The organism is Brenneria corticis (assembly GCF_003115855.1).
Lineage (GTDB): Bacteria > Pseudomonadota > Gammaproteobacteria > Enterobacterales > Enterobacteriaceae > Brenneria > Brenneria corticis.
This window is the reverse complement of sequence record NZ_KZ819079.1, coordinates 23946-35851: the sequence shown is the minus strand read 5'-3', so window position 1 is coordinate 35851 and position 11906 is coordinate 23946. Positions and strand designations below refer to the sequence as shown.

The window sequence follows — 11906 nt, the reverse complement described above, 5'->3', positions numbered from 1 at the left end:
CTAGGGCCGATGTCCTATGGCCTATATAACACAATAAAATCGACAATTTATGACCCAATCACAGGAGTACGTCATGATTACAGATAAATCATTCCCTGAAGGTTTTCTTTGGGGCGGCGCGCTGGCGGCCAATCAGGTGGAAGGGGCGTGGAATATTGGCGGCAAGGGATTGTCCACTGCTGATGTGGCGATATATCGCAGCGATCTCAAAAAAAGGGGCGACTACGCAAAACATCATGTCATCACGGATAGTCAGATTACAGCAGCAATGGAATCTAATTCGGATAAGGATTATCCCAAACGTCGGGGTATCGATTTTTATCACCGTTATAAGGAGGATTTGGCCCTGTGTGCCGAGATGGGATTTAAAGTGTTGCGGATCTCTATCGCCTGGACGCGGATCTACCCCAATGGCAATGAGAGTGAGCCGAATGAAGAAGGTCTGGCCTTTTACGACCAGCTGTTTGCTGAAATGAACCGGTTGAATATTGAGCCGCTGGTGACGCTTTCCCACTATGAAATGCCACTGTATCTGGTCAACCATCATAATGGCTGGGCTGACCGGAAGGTGGTTGATTATTTTGTTAATTTCGCTAAAACCCTGTTTATCCGTTATCGATCGCAAGTGAAATACTGGCTGACTTTTAATGAAATTGATAGCATTATTCGCCACCCTTTCAGCAGCGGCGGCATTGTGCCGGAAAGGTTTGGCGATCGGTTAAAACAAACGGTTTATCAGGCGTTGCATCATCAATTTATCGCCAGCGCCTTGGCGGTAAAATACTGTCATCAGATCAATCCGCAGGCAAAAATTGGTGGCATGTTAACCTGCCATTTAACTTATCCGGAAAACTGCCATCCACTGAACGTATTGCTGGCTCAGAGAAAAATGCAGTTTAATTATTTTTGCTCCGACGTGCAGATCCGAGGAAGTTATACCGGACAGAGTAAACGCTATTTCAAAGAACAAGGTATTACGCTGACGCTGGTTGAAGGCGACGAAGAGATCTTGAAGCAACATCCGGTGGATTTTCTTTCGTTCAGTTATTACGTATCGCGGGTGGCCAGTATCAATGAGGAAAACCTGGAAAAGGTCAGCGGTAATCTCTCCAACAGCGTCAAAAATCCTTATCTGGAAACCACAGAATGGAACTGGCACATCGATCCCATCGGTCTGCGTATTGTGATGAACGAACTCTATGACCGCTATGGAATACCGTTATTTATTGTGGAAAACGGTTTAGGCGCCACCGATCAGGTTAACCCGGACGGCTCCATTGATGACGATTACCGGATCGATTATTTCCGCCAGCATATTGCACAGATACGTGAAGCGATCGAGGATGGTATTGAGGTTATGGGTTATACCAGTTGGGCTTGTATCGATTCGGTAAGTTATACCTCCTCAGAGATGGAAAAACGCTACGGATTCGTTTACGTCGACCAGGATAATTATGGCAATGGTTCGCTTGAACGTAGCCGGAAAAAAAGTTTTTATTGGTATAAGGGCGTGATTCAGTCCAACGGCGAGAATCTGGGGTGAATAATGACCTGCACCGAAAGTATTGTATAGCGGTGCAGATTTTTATCTCGTTTATTGCTGAATAAAAAAACGCAGCAGCGCGCATTGTTCATCATCTGGAAGCGTAATGTTTAATAAGCCTTCAAATGGCGAAAATGCTTGTCTGACGACGATCAATGCCGCGGCGTTCTCGAGCATAAATTGTTCCTTGTCCGGAAAGAAACTGCCTGGTTCGCGCGCAACCTGGCGGTCAAGCAGACAGGCCAGGTGCATCGTGATGCCAATCAACATATTGGCGGATAAAGAAACGTTGAGTTTTTGACTGACTTCAGCATTGAATTCTTTTATCTGCGGCAGAATTTTCGTGGGCTCGATATGTTGCAGAATTGGCGATAATGTTTCTTCAACCAAAGCATACGTTGTTTCACGATCAATCAATGAGTGCAACTGCGATATACCGTCACCTTGCAGGATATCGTCGAGATTAAACTGTGCCGCAGGCCATTGCAGCCGGAACGGACTGACGATGGCGATAATGCGATAATTATTTTCTAATTCACTTATTTTATGATAAATCCCCTGTTCGCAGCTCATGCTGATTGGAAGCACTTCCAGAATATTCTTGCGATGCGTTAGGGTTTGGTTGACGATATTCTCAATGATTCTGGCGTTTCCTTCCCCCATTGAACAGAGAGCGATAACTGCCAGTTTTTTCTCTCTGCTGGCGTTGAGCCGCAGGTCGAGGGAAACCGATGGGGTGATTTCCGTTGTGACGCAAGGGTCGATCTCCTTATTAACCTGCAACACATCATGGCAAATGGTTTCCAGCGTTGCACCGTTCATTGCGCGTTGTATTGCCTCAATCACATGCAACGTGCTGATTAACTGTACGGTGCGCACGTTGATTTCACATCGCCGGGCAATTTCCTCACCGAATCGGGTCAACGAGCCCATATCGACCAGCAGCATTACATCAGCTTTTGTCGGCAAGGATTGCAGGTAGCCGACGATACATTCCAGCGTGGTCTGAGCCTTTTCTTCCAGTGGAACATTATACCCTTGCGCGTAATTCACCCCTAGCAGCGTATTGGCTGTTTCGACTATTGCGCTGGCGGTATCACGGCCGTGCGCCACAACGATCACCCGGACATCATGGCCGTGCCGTTCCAATGCCCGATTACTATAAAGGAAAAACATGGAAAGGAACCCGGCCTCGTCAATAGGCAGCGTCACCGCCATCACGCGTTCAATCATTCTTAAACAATCCAGCGCGGCATTGAAAATGTCGGGATGCCCGGTGCGGATAAGATTAAGTTGTGGATTAACAATGCTTTTATTTTTACGCACCCGTTCCACCGCATTCTCAATATGGGTTGCCAGTCCATAATAAACTTCATTACTCAATTGGCACTGAAGCTTATTTTCCACATAGCGAATTAATTCTTCCGTCAAACGCAGTACGGTGGCTGAGACCACATTCTCCAGATGGCGTGGATCAAATTTTCGCTCAGAGCGCCGAATATGACTTTGAAAATAATCGGCGATATCTTTTTCAATTTCCGCTGCTAATATCTGATCATCAACCCCCTGGCTTTTTAATTCAGAGACCCGTAAATTTAGCCGATCATAAATGTCATCAGCTTCATTTTCCTCAAATTGCGGACTATTTTGATCACCGTTGAAAATAATGCCTTGCTTATTGATTCCGATGATCTTGTTCCAGATTTGTCGGTGATCGGTATGCGTATAGAGCGCCTGGCTGGTGTGCGCCGGCAGCGTCCGGCTGTTAATCCTGATTTTATCTTTCTTACCGGACATATATTCCGCATAAGCCCCGGCGCAGGCAAAACGGATATCAGATTTCAGTTGACCGATATTATTGGGGCAATCGTAGCTCATCAGCGCGCGCAACGCATTTACCGACACAGTAATACTCTCATCCAGGTGGGTTGACTCCTGATTAAGAAAATACTTGATCAGATCAAAGCGCTCTTGAATGGAACGTTCATGCAAGGCGGGGAGACGGATTACCATCGGGAAACGACGGGTGAATGTCCGCAGCAAACTGGATTCGGGGTCTTCGGTCGTGGCAGAAAAAATACGTACATCGGCATACCTTTCTCCCTCGCTTTCTCCCAAACGCCGAAATATGCCTTTATCCATAAAGGTAAAGAAAATTTCTTGCCCCTCGGGAGGTAATCGATGGACTTCATCCAGAAACAGTACGCCCCGATCGGCGGTTTCCAGCAATCCTACCCGATCTTCCGTCGCACCGGTAAACGCGCCTTTCTTACAGCCAAACAGCTGCGCCAGCAGCAATTGGGGATTATTGGCGTAGTCCGCGCAGTTAAAGATTACAAATGGCGCATTGGGTTTTAGTTTTTTTACCTCGCGGGCATAATCGTAAACCAGTTCGGCAAACATCGATTTTCCCGTGCCCGTCTCGCCAAGGATCAATATATTCATCCCGGCAGGAGGATAAAGTACGGCCGCTTTAGCCTGTGAAACCGCGGGGAAAAGGCTGGGGTTATGTTCAACCAGTTGATTAAACCGGGCTTCGCCGGCCTGTACCCATTCCCCCTCGTCAACAAGACTAAATAGTACCGGCTTACCGCGCCTTTTCTTCACCTTGCCGCTTATCACTAACTGGTTCAGATCATTGCTGACATTCGCCCGCGCAAACCCTAGCGCATTAGCAACTTGCGCGGCGGAAACACCATTCTCATCCGCCAGTTCCTTTAGTTTTGCAAAAACAGTGTCAATACGCATGTGATGACATCTCGCGGAATGGTTAACCCAGACAGAGCAAGGCTCCCGAACTATAGCTTCAACGCGGCAGCCAGAACATTTTCACCGTTCATCGCGCCGTAATCCAGGCTGTCGATCACAGCGATTTTCATCGTCGGATAGGCTAATCGCATATTTTTCTCAATAAAGCTTACCTGAGGGCCAATAAGCAGAATATCTGTCTGGTTCGCAACTTTCTTAAAGTTACTTTCCGATGTCGCCATAATATCGACGGCGATATGGTCTTTCTCCGCGGCTTCACGCATTTTTTTCACCAGAATGCTGGTGGAGAATCCGCCCATACAAACCAGAGTAATGTGGGTCATTGTCTTTTCCTCAACTAGATCACTGAGTGTCAGTATTCGGCGCCATCGCTTTAGCCAATTGCTGAGCCAAGGTAAAAATCTGTCGGTAGCATTCGATTTGCTGACGGGCTATATCTTTGAGGGTCAATGCATTCATCAGGTGATCCTGCGCGTGCACCATCAGTAGTGTTACCGGGTGATAAACCCCTCGCGCCTCATCTTCGATAAGCCTGGTCTGCGTTTGATGGGCGATCCGCAGGTCTTCTGTTGCCAGATCGATTAACGATTGGGCTTGTTCGAACTGATGAATAGACGCCTGCTCAATAGCGTTAATACAGCGGCTTCTGGCTTGTCCGGCATTAACGATGATATTGATTACTATCTCTTCATAATTGATTTCAACCGGATGATTATTCACTCCGCACGTCCTTCTCAAGGTTTGCCACTCAGTAGGTATTAAAAGCAATAATCACGCCATGAATATAAATTTCATATTTATCAAAATATTAATTTGGTTTTATGCATCTGTTTCAATTTGTTTTGTTGCCAGGGAACAAGAGTAAAGCGGTAGAAAAATAGGGGGGGAACGGGCTTATGGGTTCTGCTGTTCGAACCACAAATGAGTTGGCCATCGCGGGCCAAAAGTTTACGAATAATGCTCCGGAATCAGAGCGCGGGGAACGTCACGACGTATTTCCTAAGAAACGTGGTCGATGCCAACGAGTTAGCCGGCATCGACCAGGGAATGGCAAGTTCGGCAATTAATTGCCGCAGCCGATGAGACCATCGGCCATCACGCGCGAACTTAGCCGCGTTTGGCTTCCGCCGCGGCTTTGACGATCACCGCGAAAGCATCGGCCTTCAGCGAGGCGCCGCCGACCAGCGCGCCGTCGATGTCCGGCTGAGTGAACAGTTCCGCCGCGTTGGAGGCGTTAACGGAGCCGCCGTACTGAATAATAACCTGTTCAGCAACGGCCTTATCCTGTTTGGCGATATGATCGCGGATAAATTTGTGAACCGCCTGAGCCTGAGCCGGAGTGGCCGACTTGCCGGTACCGATAGCCCAGATAGGTTCGTAGGCGATGACCGCGTTTTCAAACGCTTTGGCGCCCAGCGTATTCAGCACCGCGTCCAGTTGACGCGCGCAGACGGCTTCAGTCTGTCCGGCTTCATTTTCCGCTTCGCTTTCACCGATGCACAGTACCGGAATCAAACCGGTTTCTTTCAGTACGCCGAATTTTTTAGCAATGAATTCATCGCTTTCTTTGTGATAAGTGCGGCGTTCCGAGTGGCCGATGATAATGTATTTCGCACCGATATCTTTCAGCATGGTGGCGGAGGTTTCACCGGTATAGGCGCCGGAAAGATTGACGTCTACGTTTTGCGCGCCCAGGTGGATACGGCTGCCGGCCAGTTGATGATTAGCCTGATCCAGATAGATCGCCGGCGGGGCGATGGCGATGCCGCAGCCGTCAACCGCGCTCAGTTCGTGGCGCAGGCCGGTAATCAACTCATTGACCATAGCGGTGCTGCCGTTCAGTTTCCAGTTACCCATAACTAATGGATGTCGCATTTTTTTTCCTCCAGGCGGAATAGCGAATGAATCAAAATTTTACTGCCTATCCGGCAGTCTGACCTGCTGATAGTATAAAGACGAAACGTTGCCGTGGCTCGGTTTTTCGTCATTAATTGCCGCGTCGATCAGGGGGCGGATAGCGTTAGCTTAATCGGTTCAACAGCAAAAGTTAGTCCCTTTTCGCCGTTGTCCGCCACAACATAGCGCAAAGCGCCCTCGGTTTGCTGGTAAAAATGCTGTCCTTTGCCTTTGGTCAGCAATTCGGTGATTTTTTTGATGCTTTGCTCTTCCGTCAACGACGGAACAAAAGCCCGCAACAGCGCCGCCATATAGCTGACGGCCTGCGCGCGCCGGGCTTCCGTTTCGGTATCTTCCGGCTGTGGGACCCAGGTGATTTGCAGCGTTTTGATTTTACCCGTTCCTTTCTCCAACGCCGTTGAAGCATACAGCCGATCGTTGATTTTGCTGGCGGCTCGGGTCAACTGACCGGAGCTGTGGCCGCTATCGACCACGCGGAATTCGCTGATCGGCAGCGTCGGATTGCTCAGGTTGTAACGCGTACGAAACTGCACGACCGTTTCGTCGAAGGTAGGCGCGCCCGCCAGCAGATAGGGGGCGGCAACCGGCGTTTTCGGCGGAAAGGTCGGATCGGAGCGTGCGCCGGGAAGATACAGCGTCAGTGCCGACAGGGTAAACAGGAGCGCCAGGGTTTTTCTTGTCATGGGTACATTTATCAGGTGAAGGTTAAATTGGGCCAATGGCGGCGAATAACGACGATACGTCTGATTAAAGCGGCATTCGCCGGGTGTTGTCAAAATTCGCAGAAAGATTGCCGGCGCGCCATCCTGTTGGGGTAAAATCGGCCCGAATTGACATGCGGGGTTCGGTGGGTAATGACGCTACAGCAATGGTGTTTCTCGTTTAAAGGCCGTATCGGCCGTCGTGATTTCTGGATTTGGCTTGGCATCTGGCTGGCGCTGATGATGCTGCTGTTCACTTTGGCCGGCCTGAACTGGCTGGATACGCAATCCACCGCTTTCGCTCTGGTGGCGTTGCTGTGGCCGACGGCGGCGATAGTGGTAAAGCGCCTGCACGATCGCAATAAAAGCGGCTGGTGGGCGCTGCTGTTAATCGTGGCGTGGATTCTGGCGGCCGGTAACTGGTATATGTTGCCGGCCATCTGGCAGTGGGGCATCGGCCGTTTTCTCCCCATCCTTATCTGCGTGATGGTATTTCTCGACTGCGGCGTTTTTGTCGGCACGTCCGGAGACAATCGCTTTGGGCCGCAAGCGAAACCGCTCAGGTTCCGCCCCTGAATGTTTATCACCAGTAGTGCTCGCTGGTGATATGACCGGGCCTGCGGCGCAGGTGCTTGGTCATGTGCCGTTCTTCTTTCAGTATTTGCTGGGTATCGCGCACCATCTGCGGGTTGCCGCACAGCATGACGTGGCTGGTCCGCGCATCGATTGGCAGACCCGCGGCGGATTCAAGCGTGCCGTCGGCGATCAGCGCGGGGATGCGGCCGGTCAATGAGCCGGCGTTTTCTTCCCGGCTGGTTACCGTTTGAATCTGCAACTGGCCGGGGTAGCGTTGTTGCAGTTGCTGCATCAGCGGTAAATAGCTCAGGTCGCGGGCAAAGCGGGCGGCATGAACCAGCACGATGTTTTTAAAGCGCGCCAGATCTTTGCCTTCCTGCAGAATGGAGAGATAAGGGCCGATCGCCGTGCCGGTGGCCAGCATCCACAGGGTTTCGCATTCTGGAATCTCCTCCAGCACAAAAAAACCGGCGGCGTCTTTGGTCACCATGACTTCATCACCGGGCTGCAGAGCGAGTAAGCGCGGGCTCAGCTTCCCCTCGGGAACCTTGACCAGATAGAACTCAAGGTTAGGGTCGCTGGGGGCGTTGACATAGGAATAGGCCCGTTGTACGCGCTCGCCGTTCACATCCAGCGCCAGTTTGGCGTACTGCCCGGCGGTGAAGGGCGCGGTGGGGGCATGAACCCGGATGCTGAACAAACTCTCCGTCCAGTTTTCCACCTGAATAACTTTGCCTGTCACCCATTCAGCCATCGTTGTGTGCTCCTGTTTCTGTTATTGCCGTGGTATCCGTCATCCGGCAAACCGCAGGCGTGCCGGCTTTTCCGCGCCTTGCAATCATGGGATGTACCGCGGGATACAACGGCCGGCGATACCTGCGTTATGTCCGTGCGGCCATTAATTGGCCGCCTCTAAGATACGCCATTTATTAACAATTGTGAAACAATTAGGCGGTTAAAATATAGTGGTTAACCATCGGGTTAAAGCAGAAAATCATGCAGCGTCCGATCCTTGCGATCGAGGTAGTGGGTGGATTTGATGCGGCGGATGGTGCGTGATTTTCCGCGGATCAGCAGGGTTTCGGTGGTGGCGATATTGCCGCGGCGCGCGATCCCTTCCAGCAGATCGCCCTTGGTGATGCCGGTTGCCGAGAAAATCACGTTGTCGTTACGCGCCATCTCGCCGAGCGGCAACACTTTCCCGGCCTCGATACCCATTCCCCGGCAGCGCGCCAGCTCATCCTCGCCGATCCGGCGGTTCTCTTCGCTGTCGCCTTTAACCTGATGGCGCGCCAGCAGGCGGCCCTGCATATCGCCGTCGAGCGCTCTGATCACCGCCGCGGAGATAACGCCTTCCGGCGCGCCGCCGATGCCGTACAGCACGTCGACTTCGCTGTCCGGCATGCAGGTAAGAATGGAGGCGGCAACGTCGCCGTCGGGAATGGCGAATACCTTCACGCCCAACTGCTGCATCTCGGCAATCACCGCGTCATGACGCGGTTTGGCCAGGGTAATCACCGTTAACTGGCTGAGCGGTTTGTTCATCTTGCGGGCGATATTACGCAGGTTTTCCGCCAGCGGGAGCTGCAGGTCGATAATGCCCTTGGCTTCAGGACCGACGATCAGTTTTTCCATATACATGTCGGGGGCGTGCAGAAAAGCCCCTTTTTCGCCGACCGCCAGCACCGCCAGCGCGTTGGCCTGACCCATGGCGGTCATGCGCGTGCCTTCGATGGGATCGACGGCGATATCCACCGCGTCGCCCTGGCCGGTGCCGACCTGCTCGCCGATATACAGCATCGGCGCTTCATCGATTTCGCCTTCGCCGATAACAATCCGGCCGTTGATATCGACCTGATTGAGCATAATGCGCATGGCCTGCACCGCCGCGTTGTCAGCGGCGTTTTTGTCGCCGCGGCCTAACCATTTATAGCCTGCCAGCGCGGCCGCCTCGGTGACGCGCGAGAATTCGATGGCTAATTCACGTTTCATGGATACCTGTCTGTTATTGAACCGGAAAGAGAGTTTGTGGGCGGGGATTTTATCACACCCGAAGACGGGGAGCGTAAATGACAAGCAACGGATGGATCCTGACGGCGCATCAGCGCGGTTTCATCCGCCCGCCTTTTTTCGTCAATAGGGGCGGGTGCTGGAACGTGCCGCCTGAACGGCACGAACCATAATTAACGCTGAGTAAGGCTTTTCCCGGCGTGGGGAATGACGGGTTTTTCCTGCGCGGGAGCGCGAACCCGGGCCATGATTACCACCGACAGCAGCAGCGCCGCGGCCATAAAACTGTATGACATATTTGGATTGCCGGGGTAATGCCATTCAGATAACCCACCAGCCAGGAGACGCTCAGCATGGTGACGACGGCGGCAAAATAGGGCAGCGCCGACAGCCAGCCAACGGAGACGATATCCATGACGGCGGCAAATCCATAATTAGCCCGATCGAGATAGGCCAGACTATAGGTAATAAATATGATGGGCATTAAATACCACTAACGCCGAACCGCTAACTTTTTAATTGTCATCATGGTTACCTGTTTTATTTAAAAATAATATTTTTATACCCCGTCACTGTGTAAGCTCATCGGGATTAAATGAGAGACTTCCTGTCTCTCACCGGAGGCCAGGCGTTGGCTGGTCAAATTCGTTCCCGACGAATTTGTTCTTCCCGGCCCTCTGAAATGGAAAGCCCGTTACCCGCGGCGCGGGGCAATATTATCGCTAACATCAAGAGGGTGTTGAATAACGACATGATGCCGATCACGAAAATAGTAACACCTTGCCGTAACCTGCTGAGGAACGGCCCTGGTCGCCGTTAAAGCGTGCGCCGGGGCGCTGGATCGGGCGCGGCAGGCGCGCCCGGTGAGGGTTTTATTCGTCGTGCTCTTCCCATTCACGGGCGCGGGCGACGGCTTTTTGCCAGCCTTTGTAACGGAAGTTGCGTTCAACCGTTTCGATACTGGGGCGGAATTCACGTTCAATGGTGGCTTTGCTTTTCACTTCATCCAGATCGTTCCAGAATCCGGTCGCCAGACCGGCCAGGAACGCGGCGCCCAGCGCGGTTACTTCACGTACTTCCGGGCGCTCGACGCGGGTGCCGAGAATATCGGACTGGAATTGCATCAGGAAATTGTTGGCGACGGCGCCGCCATCGACGCGCAGCGCCTTCAGGCGGGTATCCGCGTCCGCCTGCATGGCATCCAGTACGTCGCGGGTCTGGTAGGCGATGGATTCCAGCGTGGCGCGGATAATGTGGTTGGCGTTGACGCCGCGGGTCAGGCCGAAGATCGCGCCGCGGGCATAGGGGTCCCAGTAGGGGGCGCCAAGCCCGGTAAAGGCGGGAACCACATACACGCCGTTGGTATCCTTGACTTTGGTGGCGAAGTATTCCGAATCCATCGACTCGCCGATCAGCTTCAGCTCATCGCGCAGCCACTGGATGGAGGCGCCGCCGACGAAAACGGAACCTTCCAGGGCGTAATTGACTTCACCGCGCGGTCCGCAGGCGATGGTGGTCAGCAGGCCGTGTTTTGAGAGCACGGCTTCGGTGCCGGTGTTCATCAGCAGGAAGCAGCCGGTGCCGTAGGTGTTTTTCGCCATCCCCGGATGAACGCAAAGCTGGCCGTACAGCGCCGCCTGCTGATCGCCGGCGATACCGGCAATCGGGATACGCGTGCCGCCTTTACCGCCGATATTGGTTTGTCCGTAAATTTCCGAGGAGGCGCGCACTTCGGGCAGCATGGCGCGTGGAATATCCAGCGCCTGCAACATGCGCTCATCCCATTCAAGGGTATGGATATTGAACAGCATGGTGCGGGAGGCGTTGGTGTAATCGGTGACGTGGACGCGTCCCTGGGTCATTTTCCAGATCAGCCAGGTATCCACGGTGCCAAACAGTAATTCGCCGCGTTGCGCCCGCTCGCGCGAGCCTTCCACGTGATCGAGGATCCATTTCACCTTGGTGCCGGAGAAATAGGGATCGACCACCAGGCCGGTGGTGTCGCGGATATACTGCTCCAGACCGTCTTTCTTCAGCTTTTCGCAGATCTCCGCCGTGCGGCGGCACTGCCAGACGATGGCGTTGTAAATCGGTTTGCCGCTCTCTTTTTCCCAGACGATGGCGGTTTCACGCTGGTTGGTGATGCCGATGCCCGCGACTTCGTCGGAATTGATATCGGCTTTGGCCAGCACTTCCACCAGCGTGGAGCTTTGCGAAGCCCAGATTTCCATCGGATCGTGTTCTACCCAACCCGCTTTCGGATAAATTTGGCTGAACTCGCGCTGTGAAACGCTGATGATGTTGGCGTCATGATCCAGCACTACGGCGCGGGAGCTGGTGGTGCCCTGATCGAGAGCGACTATGTATTTTTTTTCCGAGGTCATAATTCA

General features: G+C 52.6%; 10 protein-coding genes and 1 pseudogene. 2 read left to right on the top strand and 9 right to left on the bottom strand.

Going from position 1 to position 11906, the window contains the following annotated elements; translation table 11 throughout:
- Positions 1-73 precede the first annotated feature (73 nt).
- Complete coding sequence (locus DDT56_RS11560) at positions 74-1543, top strand: glycoside hydrolase family 1 protein (protein ID WP_136166604.1); 1470 nt, start codon at positions 74-76, stop codon at positions 1541-1543.
- A gap of 51 nt (positions 1544-1594) precedes the next feature.
- On the opposite strand, the gene DDT56_RS11555 is transcribed toward DDT56_RS11560, so the two are convergent.
- The 5 genes from DDT56_RS11555 to DDT56_RS11535 form a co-directional block, all read right to left on the bottom strand.
- The gene (locus DDT56_RS11555) at positions 1595-4291 is read right to left on the bottom strand and encodes a sigma-54-dependent transcriptional regulator (RefSeq protein WP_136166603.1); all 2697 of its coding nucleotides are present in this window, start codon (positions 4289-4291) and stop codon (positions 1595-1597) included.
- A 50-nt stretch (positions 4292-4341) separates the two neighbouring features.
- A complete protein-coding gene (locus DDT56_RS11550) occupies positions 4342-4635 on the bottom strand; it encodes a PTS sugar transporter subunit IIB (RefSeq protein ID WP_136166602.1) in 294 nt (97 codons plus the stop codon).
- A 19-nt stretch (positions 4636-4654) separates the two neighbouring features.
- On the bottom strand, positions 4655-5032 hold the full coding sequence (locus DDT56_RS11545) for a PTS lactose/cellobiose transporter subunit IIA (RefSeq protein WP_210417011.1): 378 nt from the start codon (positions 5030-5032) through the stop codon (positions 4655-4657).
- 387 nt (positions 5033-5419) lie between these two features.
- Positions 5420-6187 carry a triose-phosphate isomerase gene (tpiA, locus tag DDT56_RS11540; protein ID WP_136166601.1) on the bottom strand — a complete coding sequence of 256 codons (768 nt, stop codon included), beginning with the start codon at positions 6185-6187 and terminating at the stop codon, positions 5420-5422.
- 128 nt (positions 6188-6315) lie between these two features.
- Entirely contained in the window at positions 6316-6912 is a 597-nt protein-coding gene (locus DDT56_RS11535; RefSeq protein WP_136166600.1) for a DUF1454 family protein, read from the bottom strand.
- Positions 6913-7083: 171 nt separating this feature from the next.
- Between DDT56_RS11535 and DDT56_RS11530 the strand changes: the two genes are divergently transcribed.
- Positions 7084-7506 carry a DUF805 domain-containing protein gene (locus DDT56_RS11530; RefSeq protein ID WP_136166599.1) on the top strand — a complete coding sequence of 141 codons (423 nt, stop codon included), beginning with the start codon at positions 7084-7086 and terminating at the stop codon, positions 7504-7506.
- A gap of 7 nt (positions 7507-7513) precedes the next feature.
- Here DDT56_RS11530 and fpr read toward each other — a convergent pair whose 3' ends face one another.
- The 4 genes and pseudogenes from fpr to glpK all read right to left on the bottom strand — a co-directional run bounded on the left by fpr (position 7514) and on the right by glpK (position 11900).
- A complete protein-coding gene (gene fpr / locus DDT56_RS11525; RefSeq protein WP_136166598.1) occupies positions 7514-8260 on the bottom strand; it encodes a ferredoxin--NADP(+) reductase in 747 nt (248 codons plus the stop codon).
- A gap of 227 nt (positions 8261-8487) precedes the next feature.
- The gene (gene glpX, locus DDT56_RS11520) at positions 8488-9498 is read right to left on the bottom strand and encodes a class II fructose-bisphosphatase (protein WP_136166597.1); all 1011 of its coding nucleotides are present in this window, start codon (positions 9496-9498) and stop codon (positions 8488-8490) included.
- Between the two features lie 424 nt (positions 9499-9922).
- Positions 9923-10000 (bottom strand): annotated as a pseudogene (locus tag DDT56_RS25205) (hypothetical protein); the annotation flags it as partial.
- Positions 10001-10388: 388 nt separating this feature from the next.
- Entirely contained in the window at positions 10389-11900 is a 1512-nt protein-coding gene (gene glpK / locus DDT56_RS11510; RefSeq protein WP_136166596.1) for a glycerol kinase GlpK, read from the bottom strand.
- Between the last annotated feature and the right edge of the window lie 6 nt (positions 11901-11906).

Coding starts and splice junctions, on each gene's coding strand:
- DDT56_RS11560 (WP_136166604.1), top strand. CDS start 74: ATGATTACAGATAAATCATTCCCTGAAGGTTTTCTTTGGGGCGGCGCG.
- DDT56_RS11555 (WP_136166603.1), bottom strand. CDS start 4,291: ATGCGTATTGACACTGTTTTTGCAAAACTAAAGGAACTGGCGGATGAG.
- DDT56_RS11550 (WP_136166602.1), bottom strand. CDS start 4,635: ATGACCCACATTACTCTGGTTTGTATGGGCGGATTCTCCACCAGCATT.
- tpiA (WP_136166601.1), bottom strand. CDS start 6,187: ATGCGACATCCATTAGTTATGGGTAACTGGAAACTGAACGGCAGCACC.
- DDT56_RS11535 (WP_136166600.1), bottom strand. CDS start 6,912: ATGACAAGAAAAACCCTGGCGCTCCTGTTTACCCTGTCGGCACTGACG.
- DDT56_RS11530 (WP_136166599.1), top strand. CDS start 7,084: ATGACGCTACAGCAATGGTGTTTCTCGTTTAAAGGCCGTATCGGCCGT.
- fpr (WP_136166598.1), bottom strand. CDS start 8,260: ATGGCTGAATGGGTGACAGGCAAAGTTATTCAGGTGGAAAACTGGACG.
- glpX (WP_136166597.1), bottom strand. CDS start 9,498: ATGAAACGTGAATTAGCCATCGAATTCTCGCGCGTCACCGAGGCGGCC.
- glpK (WP_136166596.1), bottom strand. CDS start 11,900: ATGACCTCGGAAAAAAAATACATAGTCGCTCTCGATCAGGGCACCACC.